This is a genomic window from Pseudomonas sp. FBF18 (assembly GCF_024261405.1).
GTDB lineage: Bacteria > Pseudomonadota > Gammaproteobacteria > Pseudomonadales > Pseudomonadaceae > Aquipseudomonas > Aquipseudomonas palmensis.
Window position 1 is genome coordinate 258,159 of record NZ_QKRS01000007.1, and the last position, 16,794, is coordinate 274,952.

Annotated in this window: 25 protein-coding genes and 2 pseudogenes; 8 read left to right on the top strand and 19 right to left on the bottom strand. The window is 60.0% G+C overall.

The annotated features are described in order from the left end of the window. The 16 genes and pseudogenes from DN387_RS13905 to DN387_RS13980 all read right to left on the bottom strand — a co-directional run. Positions 1-847 (bottom strand): annotated as a pseudogene (locus DN387_RS13905) (hypothetical protein); the annotation flags it as partial. A gap of 8 nt (positions 848-855) precedes the next feature. After that, entirely contained in the window at positions 856-2,517 is a 1,662-nt protein-coding gene (locus DN387_RS13910) for a DNA cytosine methyltransferase (RefSeq protein WP_236171564.1), read from the bottom strand. Between the two features lie 63 nt (positions 2,518-2,580). Next, complete coding sequence (locus DN387_RS13915; protein ID WP_236171565.1) at positions 2,581-3,144, bottom strand: hypothetical protein; 564 nt, start codon at positions 3,142-3,144, stop codon at positions 2,581-2,583. 81 nt (positions 3,145-3,225) lie between these two features. Further along, on the bottom strand, positions 3,226-3,735 hold the full coding sequence (locus tag DN387_RS13920) for a hypothetical protein (RefSeq protein WP_236171567.1): 510 nt from the start codon (positions 3,733-3,735) through the stop codon (positions 3,226-3,228). A 2-nt stretch (positions 3,736-3,737) separates the two neighbouring features. Then, on the bottom strand, positions 3,738-4,319 hold the full coding sequence (locus DN387_RS13925) for an HNH endonuclease (RefSeq protein ID WP_236171569.1): 582 nt from the start codon (positions 4,317-4,319) through the stop codon (positions 3,738-3,740). Next, positions 4,316-5,986, bottom strand: a complete 1,671-nt coding sequence (locus DN387_RS13930; protein WP_236171571.1) for a YqaJ viral recombinase family protein — start codon at positions 5,984-5,986, stop codon at positions 4,316-4,318. Before DN387_RS13930 ends, DN387_RS13925 begins: the two co-directional genes overlap by 4 nt. Further along, positions 5,983-6,738, bottom strand: a complete 756-nt coding sequence (locus DN387_RS13935; protein WP_236171573.1) for a recombinase RecT — start codon at positions 6,736-6,738, stop codon at positions 5,983-5,985. Before DN387_RS13935 ends, DN387_RS13930 begins: the two co-directional genes overlap by 4 nt. Positions 6,739-6,883: 145 nt before the next feature. Further along, complete coding sequence (locus tag DN387_RS13940) at positions 6,884-7,330, bottom strand: hypothetical protein (protein ID WP_236171575.1); 447 nt, start codon at positions 7,328-7,330, stop codon at positions 6,884-6,886. Then, positions 7,327-7,581 (bottom strand): hypothetical protein, encoded by a 255-nt coding sequence (locus DN387_RS13945; RefSeq protein ID WP_210014844.1) that lies wholly within the window; start codon positions 7,579-7,581, stop codon positions 7,327-7,329. The genes DN387_RS13940 and DN387_RS13945 overlap by 4 nt, the downstream gene beginning before the upstream one ends. 20 nt (positions 7,582-7,601) lie before the next feature. Then, complete coding sequence (locus tag DN387_RS13950; protein ID WP_236171577.1) at positions 7,602-7,862, bottom strand: DUF551 domain-containing protein; 261 nt, start codon at positions 7,860-7,862, stop codon at positions 7,602-7,604. Beyond that, positions 7,859-8,125 carry a hypothetical protein gene (locus tag DN387_RS13955; RefSeq protein WP_104886311.1) on the bottom strand — a complete coding sequence of 89 codons (267 nt, stop codon included), beginning with the start codon at positions 8,123-8,125 and terminating at the stop codon, positions 7,859-7,861. The genes DN387_RS13950 and DN387_RS13955 overlap by 4 nt, the downstream gene beginning before the upstream one ends. 111 nt (positions 8,126-8,236) lie before the next feature. After that, positions 8,237-8,313, bottom strand: a pseudogene (locus DN387_RS13960). 343 nt (positions 8,314-8,656) lie between these two features. Beyond that, on the bottom strand, positions 8,657-8,869 hold the full coding sequence (locus DN387_RS13965) for a hypothetical protein (RefSeq protein ID WP_236171579.1): 213 nt from the start codon (positions 8,867-8,869) through the stop codon (positions 8,657-8,659). Between the two features lie 180 nt (positions 8,870-9,049). Beyond that, entirely contained in the window at positions 9,050-9,259 is a 210-nt protein-coding gene (locus DN387_RS13970) for a hypothetical protein (protein WP_054915242.1), read from the bottom strand. 23 nt (positions 9,260-9,282) lie between these two features. Beyond that, entirely contained in the window at positions 9,283-9,849 is a 567-nt protein-coding gene (locus tag DN387_RS13975; protein WP_054915241.1) for a hypothetical protein, read from the bottom strand. Between the two features lie 81 nt (positions 9,850-9,930). Then, on the bottom strand, positions 9,931-10,110 hold the full coding sequence (locus tag DN387_RS13980; protein WP_054915240.1) for a hypothetical protein: 180 nt from the start codon (positions 10,108-10,110) through the stop codon (positions 9,931-9,933). A gap of 708 nt (positions 10,111-10,818) precedes the next feature. Here DN387_RS13980 and DN387_RS13985 point away from each other — a divergent pair. Further along, positions 10,819-11,145: a DUF1654 domain-containing protein gene (locus tag DN387_RS13985; RefSeq protein ID WP_054915239.1), complete on the top strand. Its 327-nt coding sequence runs from the start codon at positions 10,819-10,821 to the stop codon at positions 11,143-11,145. A 34-nt stretch (positions 11,146-11,179) separates the two neighbouring features. Here the strand turns inward: DN387_RS13985 and DN387_RS13990 are convergent, their stop codons facing one another. From DN387_RS13990 to DN387_RS14000, 3 genes are all read right to left on the bottom strand, one after another. After that, positions 11,180-11,620: a type II toxin-antitoxin system YafO family toxin gene (locus DN387_RS13990; protein ID WP_082405731.1), complete on the bottom strand. Its 441-nt coding sequence runs from the start codon at positions 11,618-11,620 to the stop codon at positions 11,180-11,182. An 8-nt stretch (positions 11,621-11,628) separates the two neighbouring features. Beyond that, positions 11,629-12,132, bottom strand: coding sequence for a hypothetical protein (locus DN387_RS13995; RefSeq protein WP_156326219.1), 504 nt, complete (start codon positions 12,130-12,132; stop codon positions 11,629-11,631). A gap of 191 nt (positions 12,133-12,323) precedes the next feature. Continuing rightward, complete coding sequence (locus DN387_RS14000) at positions 12,324-13,166, bottom strand: S24 family peptidase (protein WP_054915237.1); 843 nt, start codon at positions 13,164-13,166, stop codon at positions 12,324-12,326. A gap of 96 nt (positions 13,167-13,262) precedes the next feature. On the opposite strand from DN387_RS14000, the gene DN387_RS14005 reads away from it, so the two are divergent. The 7 genes from DN387_RS14005 to DN387_RS14035 form a co-directional block, all read left to right on the top strand. Beyond that, positions 13,263-13,511, top strand: a complete 249-nt coding sequence (locus DN387_RS14005) for a Cro/CI family transcriptional regulator (RefSeq protein ID WP_016486618.1) — start codon at positions 13,263-13,265, stop codon at positions 13,509-13,511. Positions 13,512-13,538: 27 nt separating this feature from the next. Continuing rightward, positions 13,539-13,730, top strand: a complete 192-nt coding sequence (locus DN387_RS14010) for a hypothetical protein (RefSeq protein ID WP_012053015.1) — start codon at positions 13,539-13,541, stop codon at positions 13,728-13,730. Positions 13,731-13,748: 18 nt separating this feature from the next. After that, positions 13,749-13,934: a hypothetical protein gene (locus DN387_RS14015; RefSeq protein WP_054915236.1), complete on the top strand. Its 186-nt coding sequence runs from the start codon at positions 13,749-13,751 to the stop codon at positions 13,932-13,934. A gap of 129 nt (positions 13,935-14,063) precedes the next feature. Then, positions 14,064-14,858, top strand: coding sequence for a hypothetical protein (locus tag DN387_RS14020; RefSeq protein ID WP_054915235.1), 795 nt, complete (start codon positions 14,064-14,066; stop codon positions 14,856-14,858). Then, on the top strand, positions 14,855-15,493 hold the full coding sequence (locus DN387_RS14025; RefSeq protein WP_054915234.1) for a hypothetical protein: 639 nt from the start codon (positions 14,855-14,857) through the stop codon (positions 15,491-15,493). The genes DN387_RS14020 and DN387_RS14025 overlap by 4 nt, the downstream gene beginning before the upstream one ends. Then, entirely contained in the window at positions 15,493-16,269 is a 777-nt protein-coding gene (locus DN387_RS14030) for a DnaT-like ssDNA-binding domain-containing protein (RefSeq protein WP_054915322.1), read from the top strand. Before DN387_RS14025 ends, DN387_RS14030 begins: the two co-directional genes overlap by 1 nt. Further along, positions 16,266-16,794, top strand: a 529-nt coding sequence (locus tag DN387_RS14035) for a replication protein P (protein WP_254506095.1), incomplete at its 3' end; no start/stop codon positions are given. The genes DN387_RS14030 and DN387_RS14035, both read left to right, overlap by 4 nt.

Consider the following 16,794-nt stretch of genomic DNA (forward strand, 5'->3'; position numbering starts at 1 on the left):
GCCAGGCCCGCCATGAGGTATGAACAAGACCGTATACATAGGTTTCACCTGAGCGAATCAAGCATTCCTCAGCCTTATTATGGTACGGCCCAAGCTCCTCGAGCGCGAATTCCTCAAACTCTGCCCGCTCGTCGATCTCAACCGGCGCGCTCGGCTCTGCGCTGGTTGCACAAACGGCTGCTACCCTTGCAGCGAGGTCGGCGGGTAGATCGAAGTCAACGCCGGACGAATGCCGTTTGTTGATATCGCGCAGCAGCGCATCCCGCTCGGCCAGCTGGGCGCGCTGATTCGAAATGCGCATGCTCTGCCGCATGATCTGCGCGTCAGAGTGCTTGATGACTTCGCGCAGCTGCTCAACCTCAACGGGATCGGCGTGGGTGTAGAGCTTGGCGCCAAGCTTCGGCATGCGCCCGGCTGCCCAAGCGATTTCATGCAGGCCTTTGCCGAATGCCACGACTTCGCCCACCGGAATGCCCTGATGCTGCTCGGCAGGTGCTGCGCCGGTCATCGGCCCCAGGCCAACAATGGAAAGCCCAGTCGCCGCCGCATCCCTCTCTGCCTCTTCTTTGGTCCACCAGATGGCAGTACCAACCATCCAGGCTATCGGCTCGGGGTTGGGTTGCGCGACTGGTGCCAGGGCCTTGATGTGCGTCCGGCCGCCGATGTAGTGCCAATCGATCTTCCAGCCGGTGATGGCGGATAGGCTCTGGCAGATGGTTTCGGCTGCGTGCTTCGGCACGTCGCCAACCAAGCAAGCGCTGACACCATTCTTGAATACGTCATCTGCGCATGGAGGCAGCTGATCGGCCGCCATCTCTGTGTTGCTGGATCGGTTTTCTGTGGGCATGGGTAACCTCAAGCGAGACGTTCAAGTTGTTGTTGGATGCGCTGGCCGATCCAGCGGACGACGAACACGGCCTTGCTGTTGCCGATCGCCTTGTAGCGCGGGCCGTCTGGGCATTCATCTGCGGGCTTGCCGCGATAGGGGATGCGAGTGTGGTCGCCAGGGAAGCCCTGGAGCCATTCGCACTCGCGCGGGGTTAGCCTACGGACCGAATGCTTAATCAATGCGTGTGGTTTGTCTCCTCCGCCAGATGAGGCACGAAGGCATGCTGCCACGTCGTCTCCAGCCTCGATCGTGCCTCCACCATCTCTGCCGCGCAGCGCCACGGAAACAATGGGCTGGCCACGGCCTGTGCCGTCTTCGCTGGCGTCGAATCCCTCGGCCTTCAGCGTGTGCGTGATCTCGCCGGTGATGCACACCGCGACCGGTCCGCCGGCGTTGGGGTGACTGGCGCTGTGGCCCATGGCGCGGAGTGTTGGGGCGAGGGGGCCGGCGTCGGCGGCGTGGTCCTTGCAACTGAAGGCAAGCAGGGCGTTTTCCTGACCGCTATTCCGGCCCAGGGTAAAGGCCTGATCATCAAGGACGCATGGGTCTTGCGTGCCGTGCGCCACGAGCATTCCGCTCTCGGCGTCCTGCTGGGTGGCGCTGCCGGCCGCTTTGCCGTTTGCCTGCAAGGTGCCAGCGACCAGGTGCCCGGCCATGCCATGATCTACGTCGGCGCCGCCATCAGTGCTACGAAGTGTCCCGGCGACACGCCCCTGGATGCAGAACGTCTCGCTCTCCATATCCATCCTAGTGTCCTTCGCCGTCAGCGTTGCTGACTGGCTCACATCACCGTGAAGGCTGTGTCCGCCATAGGCCGGAATGCCTGCCAAGACATCTGCAGCCGGGCCTTCATCACCCTCGCAGTTCGGACAGCCGTACTGACCAAGGTCTAGACCAAAGACCCATCCGCATCCGCACTGGAGCGCAGGGCCGAATGGAGCTCGTCCGGCAAGGTCTTGCCCCTCGCCTCGGCGCGGCGGAGTATCCCGGCGCACGCCTTCGCGCTCAAAAAGTACTTCGAGGGGATCGAATCCTGCTCGAGCACTTGCGACAACGAACACACGGCGGCGTCGTTGGGCCAGGCCGAAATATTGGGCATCCAGAATCCGCCATGCGGCTGTTCGCGTGGATCCATACACACAACCAGCGTCCTTCCATTTGCCCCCTGGCGGTTGGAGTTCTTCGGATTCGCCCACCAGGGCGCCGAGGAAGCAGCCAAACGCGTTGCCTTTGTCGGAGAGGACGCCGGGGACGTTTTCCCAGAGGCAGGCGGCCTCGGGCTCGCCGCGCCTGATTCGAACATGGTCAATTGCATCGAGCAGCTCCACGTATTTGATGGTGAGGGCGCCGCGGGGATCGGCCAGGCCTTCTCGCATACCGGCCACGCTGAAGGCCTGGCATGGCGTGCCGCCAACCAGCAACTCGGGCGCCGGGATTTTGCCGGACAGCACCATGGCTGCCAGGCGGGTCATGTCGCCGTGGTTCGGCGTCTCCGGGTAGTGATGAGCCAGCACCGCGCTGGGGAATGGCTCGATCTCGGCGTACCAGGCGGCCTGCCAGCCCAGTGGGTGCCAGGCCACGGTCGCGGATTCAATGCCGCTGCAGACGCTTCCGTATGTAATGGGCATAGGCGGTCCTCGCCGGGGAGGCGTTATCGTTGAATAGGGGAAGGCGCTGGCGGGCAACGCGGGTCAGGCGTTGGCGAGCAACAGCAGGCCGGTGTCGTCCGGGTCATCGCCAAGGCGGATGTCTGGTGCACGAAGCTCACGCTGCAATCGCCACTCATAGAGAGTTCGCGCCACGGAATTGCTGATGACGAAATCGTGGCGCGGAGGCAGCGACAGCAATGTGAGGGCCTGAATCGGCCCCAGAGCATAGGCACGCTCAATCAGCAGGCGGACTACGAAGCTTCGGTCGGTGGCGTTGATCCACCCGCCCATTTCGTCGATCTGCTGCACAGTGCCGCGCCTGGCCATCAGCCTGATCTCGGTGCGCTCTGCCTTGATGTGCTGGTCGCTATCAATCTCGAGTTGCGCCCCGGCGGCGAAGAAGGTGAATTTCTCCCGGCCCAGCTTGTGCGCGTGGTAGATCAGGAGGGTGAGCGCTTCGCTGCTCTCGACCATTTCGCCCCACAGCATCAGGTCAGCGAGCTGTGCGGTGTGTGCGGCAGTGGCCTTGATGCGCAAGTCCTGCTCGCCCAGGCGCTCCTGTTTCTCTCTGCGCCTCAGGTCGCGCTCTCTCGGCGTCATCGCCATGCGTGATCTCCTTCAGGCCGCTGGGCGGCAAGTGAACGTGCAACTGCCGGCGGCGCTGCTGCACTCTGTTGTTGATGCGCCTCATTGGGCCGCCTGGAATTTGATGTCGAACTCTTTCTGGATGGTCGAGATCAGCGCCCGGCTGACACCCAGCGCCTCGGCGGTATCGGTTCTGTTCATGCCCTGTTCTTCGGCGTAGTACCGCACGAAGCCTGAAAGCGCTTCCCGGCGCCGGCGGCATTCTTCGTGCTCTCGGGCCTTGGCCGACTGAAAAGCGATGCCGTACTTTTCAGAGAGCTTGAACAGCTGCTTCCTGGATAACCCGGTGGCCTCCATCACTTCGGCCTGCGTCATGGTTTTCGACATTTCGCGGATTTCCGCGATTCGCCTGGCTTCTGCCGCGCGCTTCTTCTGGGCCTCCGACTTGATGGAAAAGATCTGATCGGAGCCAGCGGCCTTGGGTGGGCGGGGCTTGTAGTTGAACCCCTGGAGCTCGACGACTCGGCCGCCAGATGCGAAGCAGGCACGCTTCAAAGCATCCAACTCATTCTGTTGCTGCGCACAACGCGTCATTGAACCTAGATCGATCATTTTCAGATTTCTCCGTGCTGACAGGTGCTGGCTTGCCGGGGTGTTGGTTGAAATTTATGGAGGCCTGATTTTGCAGACAGGTAGGCGGCGTGGGCCTCCTCAGCAGTGGGGAAAGTGCCGAGGTACTTTGAATGCCCATCCTTCATGATTTTTGAACACCAGCCGCCACTCCTGGACTTGCTAACACCCATAAGTCCGCTTCGGTTATCGCGATGCATTGAAGTGTTTTGCAGATTCTCGGATCGGGATGCTTGGCGAAGATTTTTCCAGCGGTTGTCATCGCGAATGCCATTGGCATGGTCTACATCACCTGTAGGCATTGCCCCTGTCATCCAGAGAACCGCCAGGCGGTGAGCTGCATTACGGCGGCCATACAATCGGATGTACCGATAGCCGCGAGGGTGAACATTTCCTGCGATGCTGCCAACTGGAGCCCTATTGCTTGCTGAGACTCGCCAAGTGAAAACCCCTGTTTCGGGGTTGTAGTCAAGAAGCTGTCTAACCTGGTCTGCAGTTAGTTTTTCCTTAGCTGCCTCCAGTTCTGCCTGGCGCTGGGAGCCGGCGATGATTTGGTTGTCGGTCATGCCGCCACCTGAGTCAGGGTTACCCCCGCCATGTTGAAGTTTGAACCCTTGGCAGCGACGATCGCGTCGAGTGCCTGCCAGTTGACGGTAAGCACATCGATTGGCACCTGGCCGTTGGCTACGGCCTTCACCAAGGCTTCGAAGTCTTTGACCTCGGCCTGATAGGCGAGTGGTTTTGAAGCAGTTGGTGCTGCCGGCTTCGCTGCTGGCTTGGGTTGGGTCGGTACCGAGGCAACTGGATTAGAGGCTTGCCCTGTTGCCGGCGCGGCAGCAGGCGCCTCAGTTGCTTTGGCTTCTGCCTCAAGGCGTGCTGTCTCGGCGCGCTGTTCTTGCTCCAGGCGCTCGCGCTCTTCCTGGCGGATTTTCTCGCGCTGAGCTTCGGCCTTCTGCTCCTCGGCCTGCTGGTGCTCGCTGATGCGTACCTTGATCAGCGCGACCAGGTCTTCGTTATCCTTGAGCACCAATTGCTGGGCATCGTTGAACAGGAAAGCATGGTCCTTCGCCAAAGTGCGCAGGCTCTCCAGGTTGGTGCGGATACCATCGCCGATCTGGCTGGCTTCGATCTTGGCCCGGGCCAGTTCAGAGTCGGCAGCATCGCGCAGACTGCTGATGGTCTTCTTGCCCTTGATGGCGCCTGCAAAATCAGCTGGTACAGCCGGCAAGCGAACATTGCCTCCAAACGACTCGTTGATCTTGTCGATGTGAACCTGCAGCGCTTTGGCAGCGGTGATCACGATCTCATCGCGAATGGCGACCTTGCGCGCCTTGACCAGCTTATCCAGCTCCAGGCGCTTCAGTCGCACCTGAGCGCTGATGTCTTCGATGGTCTTGAACAAGACGTCGATGCTTTCGGTTTGGCTCAGAGCGTGCTGCTTGGCAGCTTCAAGGCGACTTTCTACGTCGCCGCACCACTTGACCGTTTTCTCGGCGTCAGCAAAGTGCTGGTCGGTCTGCAGATCAGTGTTGATGCCTTCAATGACGGCCAGCGAGTGAGCTTTGAACTGTTCCAAGTTGCTGGCAGTAACCATGCCGGTAACTTCGATGCGCAGCGCTGGTAGCGTTTCAGGGGTGTTGCCAACGACCTCGGCCACAGCCGCGACCGGCTCGAAAGAGGCGAGGTCAGCTTCAAACTGCTTCCAGCCCTCGACCAGTTGCGCGGCCCGGCCAGCGACCGGGAAGTACTCCAGCGAAACGAAGTTGGCTTCAGTGCCGTCGGAGCAAACGAAGATCGTTTTCTCGGCACCGCTGACCAGCAGTTGCTGTTCGAGCTGCCAGTAGTAATGCGGCTCCAATTCACCGGCGCGTACCTGGGCAACCAAGGACTCGTTCCAAAGCTTATGCTCGAACAGAGTCTCGCCAAGCATGGTCATGCCGTCCATGGAGGCGAGCAAGTTGCCTTCAGTGCCAACCACCGGGAACAGATCCTCTCCAATCATGCGCTCGACGATTGGCCGTGCCATTGCCTCGGTCTCGTGGCCTTTGTCGAAGATGCGCTGCTGTGACGACGTCACTTCAGGAGTGATGCCGGTCTTCTTCAGCTTCAGCAGATCAGTGCGAGTCTGGTACTTCGAGGCGCCCATCATGGCCGGCGCCTCTGAGGCGGTGAAGTGTTGAGCGCGGAGGGCGTGCCATTCGGCTGAGCCCTGGGTGACGTTATGGATCTTCATGCGGCTTCCCCTTCGATAGGCTTCAGCTGGTTGATGGCGTCAATCTGTTGTTGAGTGAGTGCATACTTACTGCCGATGGTGGCGATCAGGTGCTCAGCCGAAGACTTGCCAGCCTCGATCGCAGCTCGCCATTTCGGTAGGTTCTCGGTCAGCTTCTCGTCTGGATATCCAGGCAGAGCTTCGGGTGCGTCAATCTTCGGAGCGCTCGAAAGATTCGCTACTTGCTCGCGATCTTTCGGCATGTCTTGCAGTTCTTCGGCGACTGGCATGCCGCGCAACACGTCAGGGAATACGTCGCGCAGAGCAAAAGCCCGGGCGCGCATCTGGCGCATCCGCTTTGGGTGCTGAGTCCATGGCCCGGCCTTGCCAACCAGGCCGGCTGTCTTGGCGTCCTCCATGCTGTAGATGCGCACCTGCTCGTTCTCGCCGCGGCGCTTTACCCGGCAAGTCGCGGTGTGGCCGTCGTCTTCCTCATACACGTACTCGCAAAGTGGCGAGCCGCGCACCAGGGCGATCACTGCGTCACCCCAGAGTGCCGGGCGGCCGTTGATGACTGCGATGTTCTGCATGGCCTGCAATGGCTGAAGGCCCAGCTCCAACCCCCACTGAATAGCCACCAGGATGTTGCCTGGATTGCCCAGGAACTCTTTCGGCACGATGGTCGATTGGGCCAGGATGTTGGCGAATTCCATCGCTTCAGTAAGCGATGAAGGAGTGAGGCTGAAGCTTTGCTTTACGGTCAAATCGGACATGCGAATCTCCCGCGCCATCCCTGCGGTGGGCGCTGATGAAAAGACTATTGGGTGAGCGGGACCGCCAGCATTACTGCTGTGCAGGCGGTCAGGATCAGGAAGGAGGATCGCCAGATGGCGAGGCGTCGGGCGTACTGCAGGCTTGTCATGCTGCGTCAGCCTTGGCCTGCTCGTACCGATCGATAGCCCGGTCAGCAGCGACCTCTTCGGCTCGGGCCCGGCCATACTCATTGGCCCACGGCCGGATCAGGGCTTCAGCTACGTCATGCAGGGCCGTAGGATGGCCCGCCTTGGATGGGCCGACCGCCTCGCAGGCAAGGTCGTGCGCCTTGCGGTGAATGCCGCGACCGTCGGCGATGACCTCGCAGATCATCCGCTCAAGCGGGTACTCGCGGTTGTCGGTCAGCAGCGGCGCGATGTGCTCCTGTGCGCCCAAGTGCTCCGCGAGGGCCTCGTACAGCGACTGGGGGGTTACCAGCGAGACTTCTTTGCCAAACGGGCGCGGCGCCGTGACGTTCTCGCCGCAGATCAGCTTGTTGATCGAGTCGTGCAGCCAGTTCGGGCCTTCCGGCGTTTCGAGGAAGTTGCTCATGACCTTGTCTCCGTCTCCAGCCGGCGCGCCAATGCACAGGCCTCGTTGTGATCACGGCGGAATCCAACGACCCTGCCGCTGGAACTGTCCACTACGTGGAAGAAGTCCCGGCCCGCAGGCTTCACCTGGAGCCGGAACAGGATCACCGGCATCACCCGGCCAACCTTCTCGTAGAACTCGGCAGTGGCAATCACAGAGCGCTCCTTGAGCACGGAAAGAATGTCGCGCCGGGTTTGAATGCTTGGGTGCATGGTCGCCTCCAGGTGGTGGGTTACTCGGTGGGGTCGGCTGGCAGCGGGTGCCAGTGGGTGGTGATGGGGCGTGAAGCGTGGCCCGGGCCGTCGGCACAGGTTTCGATGTGTTGGCATGCTTCTTCGGCGTCGTACCAGGAGCCGCCATCCTCTGAGCTGGAGTCTGCTTGCCAGCCGTCTAACTCGGCAGCGAAACAATTCCAGCTCGGCCACTTGCGCCACACGACGACGGTCTGGCCATCAGCTGGCTTGGCATCAGAGCACTTGACCCAGCCGCTCATGCTGCCTCCGGGTACTTCTCACCGCAGAACATGCAGTAGCTGCCGATCATCGACAGGTCCTGCTTGACGGTCTTGAATCCCCCGGCGCGCTTGGGCGCCTGGTACTCAACGTGCAGGTTGAGCTTGTTTTTGGTCTCCAGCGTTTTGCCCAGGATCATCGCCATGCCCTGAAGCTCAACAGTGAGTGACTGAGCCCCATCGGGGAGCTGCGTGGCGATCTTTTCCTTGGCTTTGGCTTCAACTTCGGATGCGCAGTTGCACATGGGAATTTCCTCGGTGTGACCGCATTGGCCAGGAGCCAGGCGCGGGTGACCAAACCCACCGTGAAAGGTGGCCTGGCGCCTGCCGATGCGGTCGAATGTGAAGGGAAGGGGTGGGGCGCACGGCAGGATTCGAACCTGCATCCTTCCGCCAGTTAGCGGGGGCTCTATCCAGTTGAGATTACGCACGCTCTAAGGGGATGCGGGATGAATCGGGAGCCACTCTCCGGGGCAAACCGGGTGTCGGGACGCCTCACCAAAGGGCGAGACGCTACCCACGCTCACAATTCGCGGCGATCAACTCGCGTTCAGAGTGGCTTCCGATGAACCCCGCTAAAGGAACATCGGGCCTGCTTTTGGCTCACTGCAGGCTGGTGGTTGAGAGCCGCTGGTGGAACAGCGGATGCCGCGCTCGACGCTACCAACATCGAGCATTTCCCGTTGCTGATACCCGCCGGGATTAGGGTCGAAGGAGAAGGCTGCTTGACTAGGCAGCCTCACTGATCAGCTCAGTGTTTTCGGGGTGGTCTAGATTCAACGCTTGCCAAGTACTGCCTTGGTGACGACCTTGGGGAATTTCTTCTCGCGGATGTCCTTCACTTGGCTGTCGGTGAGAAGGCCGGCCATGTACAGAGTGGTGATCGAGGTGTTGATGTGGTCGAGGCGCTTTGCCTCGTCGGCGTTCATTTCCGGGAACTGCTGCGCGAACGGGCGAGCCGCCCAGCCTTGTTCGAAAGTGCGTGACATCGGTCTGTCCTTTGGTGTGGTAGGGCGGGATGCATCGGGGGTGGCAATCCAGGCCGCGCCATTGATCGCCTCTCGGCTTGCGGAATCGAACCGCTCAGCGGGATTGCCACCTCCGATGCAGCCTGCGATGGGGAGCAGAGCATCGGGCAGTTAACGTCAGGCTGACGTGGCGCTGGTTGTTCAGTCGACGCCGATGTTCCCGCCGCCGGGCTTCTGGATGGTCTTCAGCATCTCGCGCTGCAGCTCACCGATCGCCCAGGCCGCAGCCACAACGGCAACGTCGCGACACATCGCGCCTTTCACGTCGAAACCCTCAACGCTGATGCCGTCCTTGGTTATGGTCACGCGCCCGGTTTTGCGGATCTTCAATTCATCGTCGGTCGTGTACATGCTGCCCTCCAGGGCGGTTGATTTCAGGTTGCAGCGAGCTGATCCGCCCTGTTCACAAGGGCAGCGCAGACACGCTCGTCGAATCTGTCGGTTGTGCGGTATTGGTCGACCGCTTGCCGGATGACGCCGGCCTTGGCGGTGGCCCAGGCCCTGTGTGCTTCGTGCGGGCAGTCAAAGCTGCCTATGAAAAGGCGCTTGCCATGACCGTCATGTGCACGAGCTATGTAGCGTTTGCGGAACAGGTAGACGCCTGTCGGCAAGGCACCTGAACTGGCGGCGCAGTCGTTAAGCAGTGTGTTGATCCAGATCGGCACGAAGACACAGGTGTCAGGCGAGTAGCGTTTCTCCTGAGGCCTGAGGATGTCCTTGTCTAGGTGATTGCCTTCCCAAGGCTTGTCCTGCATCCAGCGCTTGAACGCGCTAAATCTCAGCCATTCCGAATCAACCGAGCAGCCTGCATAGCGGGCCGCTTCATTCTTGCCGGGAGCGAAACACCTTCTGATTACTCCCTTCCATCGGTTGTAGAAGGGGCAACCATCTGTGGTTCGCTCGTCGTTGATGCCCACGCCGTAGATGATGCCTTTTCGCATGGTCGTTCCTCTTGTCACCAAAACCACCTGGTGCAAGTGGCTTTGGTGAGCACCCGGTCCCCCAGGTGCTTCAGTGAATCGTCAGGCGGCGCGCACCTTGCTGGCTCGCGCCTTTTTCTCCACGCCGTCCACGTCCACCACCAGGTACTCACCGCCGCCCCGGCCATGGCCCAGGTTCTTGGTGCCCACGTACTTGCCCGAGCTTTCGGTACCGCGAGGGTTAGTGAAGATGACGGCCTGGCCTTTCGTGAATCCGCTCATGGGAGCTCCTTTCTGTTGGGGTGATTTCCCGGATGCCACTCATGGAATGGCACCTGGTGAAATCCCGGCCTCGCTACTGGCGACAGGCAGGGGTATTGCGTCAGCGGTGTTGGCCAGTTACCCGCCGCTGATTGCAGGGCTGGCCGTTCGTCGTCGGTGTGGGCTTCGAGCTTCCTCCTCATGGCGGCAATCAGTGCCTGTTCGCCATGGATCGCAGGTCCCTACAACATGCACGCTGCAGCTCGTTTGCCCGGTTGACTGGGCAGGGTGCATGAGGTCCGGCTCCCCTCAATGCCGAAGCTCGGGGCGCTAATTCAAATCGGTGTCTCTCCCTTCTGCCGCTGGGATTCGCGGGGCGCATTGCTTGCCAGGTCATTCGCTCGGTTAAGGCATTTCGCCTTCGTCAGCCGTACAGGGTTCTCCCTGTCGTGGGCAGCCTTTCGGGGCTGTCTGGCGCCGGTCGCCGGTAGAGGCAATGCGGTCTGTTGGTTGTTGCGCTGGTTGTTAAAGAGCATCGGCTTGAGGGCCTCCCGAGGGGCTGTGTAGCGCCTCGATGGAATGAACGATAAGCCAATGCCTAATTTTTGTAAATAGGTAATGCCTAACTTTTTTCGTAAGTGCCTAATCCGCTTTCCGGGCTTGCATCGTTCGATAGCTCGGGTAAGCTCTGCCTAATACTGGATGGATGTACAGTTAACGGAGGAAGGTATGGCCAAGCAGAAGAAGTCGACTCCACAAGCGCGCCAAGAAATGACAGCCCTCGAGCGGCTGGGCCTGCGGGTCTCGTCGATGATCAATCACCCGATCGCGCAATCGCAGCGCTGGGTGACGATCCATCGCTTGGATACGGACGGAGACATGGAGTGGGAGGAGGTGATGGGGCTGCTGGCCGAGACGCCGGAGCTGGACCTGACGTTCAACGACGACGAGAGCGTGACGGTCCGCTGGGAGGAACAGAGCGCCGAGGATAGAGACGACTTGGTCGTGGAGAAGGGTTGGGAGGAGGAGAGGGTAGAGGAGGAGGCACCTTTTTGACGAGCATGAAAAAGCCCGCCGAGGCGGGCTGGTTCTAATTGTTCTCGCGCCAATCTTTAGCTAATCGAGCAAGATAGCGCATGGCAGATCTATCCCTAGCCTTGGTATGCGCGTCAGGCCAGAACATCGCAAGGATCAGATAACGATTCTCATAAAGCTCACCCGGAACGTAAACCAGCGCTGCGTCATCGCCAGGCCGGCCAAATTTGCAGACCCTGTCATGCTGAGGCACGCCTTTCGGAAAGGAGTTGGGCGGGATCCTGATATGGATGTGCATTAGGCATGACTGGAGTGCCAAAGGTGGTTGCGTGTAGGGCACGTCGCGACCAAAAATCGACGGTATGACCAGGCGATTTGATTCCATATACGAACGGAATTCGCTCAGCAGCAGATCTGAAAGCCTTGGGTGTTTCTCGTCTATGGGAGAGAAAAACTCACCAAACGTCCCTGGATGGAAAGATACCTCTACCGTCATCGAGTGCCTTAGGCCAGCTGGCCGAGTCTACGTGTCGTGTGCTCAGCCAGGTCGCGCAGACCGGTACGGCTCAGATCGCTCTGGAACTCTTCAGGCTTGACGAAGAACTGTTGATAGATGCTGTCAATCGTAGTCATCCTAGTGCGAACCTTCGCGATCGCCCTGCGCAATGCGATGTGATCGGGTTGCAGTGGAGGAGGCACATCAGCCAAACGAAGATTTTCTTCAAGCTGCCTAACAGCCTGAAGGAGCTCGATATTTTTGAGATACTTGGTATCGTCCAGCGAGCTCGACTTCATGACTGCAGCTACGCTTTGAGAGTAGACCGAATCAAGCTCAGCCCAGCCTTGTGTTAGCTCGGAGATAGCTCCGCGCAGGTTGGATAAGCTGACTGGGTTGGCACATGATTCACGCACTGCGCGTGAGTCTTCTTGATGCGAGATGGTCGAGTAGTCACCTACCAAGGCGAGAGCGGCGACTATAAGGGCCGGTGCTGCCGCTTTGATTGACATGAAAGCCTCCATTTGAAAACTCGATGGCGAAATTCGCCAAATCGGACCGTGATTATCGGCTCCGTAGAGAAATAGTCAATCCACCTCGCGCCACGAAATCGTAAAACCGATAAACGTGGCGCGCAGGATCACTATAGTAAAGACGGACAGGGTAGGCGTAGGTTCAGGTCATTTGGTTCGAATGTAGCGGATCAAACCAGATGAGCGTTCCACACCAGCAGCACCCTGGCCTGGATGTAGGTCATATCCCGCCGGATCAGTCGATCCTTGTGCCTCGGGTTGTCCGAAATCATCTCGTAGTGCTCTTCATCAGCCACCTGCAGGCGCTTGATATAGAGCAGGTCATCCCAGACGAAGAGGTATATCCCGTCACCCACGAAGTCGCGGACGTTGATGTTCACGATCAGCGGGTCACGGTGCTTGATGGTGGGCTCCATCGACTGGCCCCAGCCGGTGACCACCTTCAAGTGGAAGTGCTCTTCGAACTCAACACCCAGCTCGCGGAGATGGCTCGGGCTGACGCGGATGTCCTTGAGCATTTCCGGGTAGTCGTGCGTGGCCTGGCCGTTGCCCATGGCCGCACGCACATCGTAGTGAGCAATCCGAACCTCATCCCCGACGAGCCCCGGGCGGGAGAAGTCGACGGTGATTACGTTGCCCTGGTCCGAAGCTTCGGCAGCTGCCATCAGCTGCGCGCGGGCACTTTCCGGCAGGTTTTTGCCCTGCTTGGCGAGCATGTTGCGAACCATATCCGCAGCCGAGGTGGGCGCCGGCTCTTCAACCGAGATTGAGGCGGCGTCCGGCAGACTCTCGTAGGTAAATCCTGGGCGCAGACCCCAATGCTCAGGGCCTACAACATCAGCGAAGTAGGCGATGACGTCCATCAGCTTCGACTTGTCGATTCTGCCGTTTTTCACCCAGCCCTGTACCGACGGAGGCTTCACCTGGAAGTCGTCTGCGAGTTGTTTCTTCGATACGCCCTTGGCGATCCGCGCTGCCTCAATGGCTGCGCCTAGTTCAGGTCCGGTAAGCATTGCCTAATTAGGCCTATCGCCAGTGTGGTTAGGCAATGGCTTGTACGAAATAAGGTAATGCCTTATATTCATCGGTAAATCTCCAGGAGAGAACTCATGAAATCAGCAGAAGCAGCCAAAGAAGCATCCCGCGTGCTGGGCAGCCAGGCGGAATTGGCGCGCCGGCTGAATGTTGCGGCACCCACCGTCAACCAATGGTGTTCAGGAGAGCGCACGGTCCCAGCCAAGCGCGCACTACAGATTGAGGCGCTTACGAATGGCGCTGTGAATCGTGCCGATCTGTGTCCTTCGTTCCCATGGAGCCAGATCGACAGCAACCCGACCCACGCGCTTTCCGCCGCTTAACCACTTTCAACCACAAAGGAACCCACCGTGTCGTACTTCGACCCCGACCACCTGCACAACAAGCCCACCAAGGTTCGCTTGGATGAGGCTGCCGACGATCTGCTGTCGGCGATGGCTCGCTTCAAGCGCACGCAGAAGGCTGTGCTCGCCAGGGAAATTCTGGAACGCGGTCTCGACCAGATGATGCAAGAGCTTAACGCGAAGACTGACGTGGCCTGAAGTGGCCGAGGAGGCCCTGTGCCAGAAAGCAAAGAGCTGGAGATCCAGCTCGACGGGAAGGGCAATTCAGATCTGGAGTTTCTTGCCAGGCAGAAGGGCTTAACCCCTGAGCAACTGGCGGCACAAATCATCAATGAGGCTCTCGACCGGATGACGAGAACAGAGCCCGGCCGAAGCAATGTTCGGTCGTTTCGAAAGGGCTGATAAGCCCCTGAGGGACTCATGAGGAACTGCCGTTGAAAACACCAACACCCAAACCGCAGACGCAAAAAAGCCGGTGGCTAGACCGGCTTCTTGTACTGCATTCGTAACGCTTGTGTGAGGTCATCATATATGCATCAGACCATCCAAAGCAATACCGTGGCTCTCGCGCCACAAAACGCGAACCACGATTTCGTGGCGCGAGGTATGAGCAGCTTTGATCTGCTCGACCTGGTGAATAGCGCGCGCGCCGAGTACGGCGAAAGCGAAGTCCGCCGAGCCGACTTTACTGCTCGCTGCCGGGACGAGCTCGACGGTGAATACTACGAAACTTTCGTAGTAAGGAACTCGCGAGGTCCAGCCTCCGAAGGCCTGATGCTTTCCAAGGATCAGTGCCTTTTGGTAGCCATGCGCGAATCCAAGTCCGTCCGCCGCAAAGTGGTGTCAAAGCTCAACGACCTGGTCCAGCCCCGCGAACTCTCCCGCATGGATCTGATTCAGCTCGCCTTTGAAGCTGAACAGGCTCGCCTGCAACTGACCATCCAGGTCGAGGCCCAGGCCACAAAGATCGAGCACCTTGAAAACCTGTTCAAGGAAGGCATGACTCCGGCCCAGTTCTGCAAGGGCCTGAATGGGGTCAACGTGATGCAGGTAGGCCATTTCCTTGAGGGTCGCAGCTGGCTCTACAACGAAAGCAAGTCCGGCACCCGCTGGCGCGTTGCTGCGTATGCCCGCGACCGCTACATGACCGAGCATCAGCAGCAGATCACCCCTCACGGTAAAGACCCGTTCATCTCGTTCACGCCCATGCTGCTGCGCAAGGGCGCCGTGCGTCTGTACGACCTGTACCTGGCCGGCGATCTGCCCATGAAGAAGAACTGGGACGGCCTGCACACCCACGACAAGGCCGTGCGGGGTGCAGCATGACTACCGACAAGGTTGACCTGAAAGCACTGGCCGCAGCCTGCGACGGCCACCAGCCATTGCGCTATATGCGCAGCCACGGCGCGCTCTACATTCGAAACGACAGCGGCATTGTGTTCGACGTACATCAGAACCGGTCATTCCCGGACCTGATGGCGCAGAACAAGGATTACGCGGACCTGGCACTAGCCTGCACGCCTTCGACAATCCTGGGCCTGCTCGCCGAAATCGATCGCATGGAGCGCGAGCAGAAGAGCGATTTGATCGCCTACAAGGCAGCCATCGAGCGACAGAACGAGCTGAGAGCTGAGCGCGACCAGCTGAGCAAAGAGCTGGAGTCGCACAAGCGAATGCTGCTGGCTGCTGCCTGTGACATCGGCGCTATCGGTGAGGCGCTGGGCGCCGACATGGACGATGACGGCAGCGCTATTGAGGGACTGGCCCAGGAGATGGCCAAAGACGCCGAGCGCCTGGACTTCCTGGAGTCGCTTGCCCGCTCTTCCTACACCGGCGCGAGCATCGTCAAAGGCGAGTCCAAAAAGTCGCTTGAGGTCATGTGGTTCCACAAGCGCGCTGGAGCACAGCCAAGCCTGCGCGAGGCGATTGATGCCGCCCAGAACACCAAGGAGGCCCAATGATGGCCCGCATTCGAACTGTCAAACCCGAGTTCTGGTCGAGTGAGCAGGTCATGTCCTGCAGTCCGCTGGCGCGCCTGCTGTTCATCGGCATCTGGAACTTCTGCGACGACGGGGGGAACCATCCGCTGGCCCCGCGCACCATCAAGGCCTTGGTCTTCCCTGGCGACGACATCACCACCGATCAGGTGAGCGCTCTGCTGGGCGAACTGGAAGGCGCCGACCTGACCATGAGCTACTGGGTCGCGGGTAAAAACTACCTGCACGTCTGCGGCTGGAAGCACCAGAAGATCGAGAAGAAAAACTTCAAATACCCCGCGCCGCCATCGGAAAACTCAGATGAGTCGGAGAGCGGTCGTCGACAATTCGCCGAGGAGTCGTCGACTGGTGGGCGACAAGTTGACCCCGGAAGGGAAGGGAATGGAAGGGAAGAACACAACACACAACGCGCGGGCGAGGAGTCGGGCTTTGACCCAAAGCTTCCGACCGAGATGGATCTTGAGTGGAAGCCAGACGACAAACTGCTGAAGGCCTACGCCAAGCGCATGGGCATCCCTGTTGACCTGTTCACCGATGAAGCGACCGCTGCGTTCGTTTGCCACTACTCGGCGTCTGGCCGCTTCGAGACCCAGGCCTCATGGGTGAGCCTCCTCGTCAAGTGGGTGAAGCGCGATGTGGCCACCGCAAGCAACGTTCGACCGTTCCCTGTGAAGCGCCAGAGCAGTGAGCCTGACTTCGACAGTACTGCATGGGCAGAGAACCTGGTGGTGCGCCCATGAAATCAGCCAACCAACTGATGGCCGCCATGGCCAACCGTCCGCCCGAGCTGCACGGCGGCCCTGTGGTCGTGTCGCTGGAAACCGCCGAGGTGGTGAACGACCTGTTCCGCCGCCTGCGCGGGATCTTCCCGGCCTGGCGCCAGGCGTGGCCATCCACCGAAGCCCTGGCCGCCGCCAAGGAGGAGTGGATCAAGGAGTTCGCCTCCGAGGGCATCCGCACGCTGGAGCAGATCGAGTTCGGCATCGAGAAGTGCCGCAAGCTCAAGAAGCCTTTCGCGCCGAGCGTGGGCGAGTTCATCGCCATGTGCCAGCCGACGCCCGAGGACTTCGGCATGCCTGCACCTGCTGATGCGTGGATTGAGGCGCTGATTGGCATGTACAGCCACGAGGGCGTGAAGATCGCCGCTGTGGCCACCGGCCTGTTCGATCTGCGCGCCGCCCAGCAAAGCGACAAGGGGCTGCAAGCGCGCTTCGACCGGGCCTACCAGATCGTCCTGCGCCGCGCCCAGGACGGCCAAGCACTCG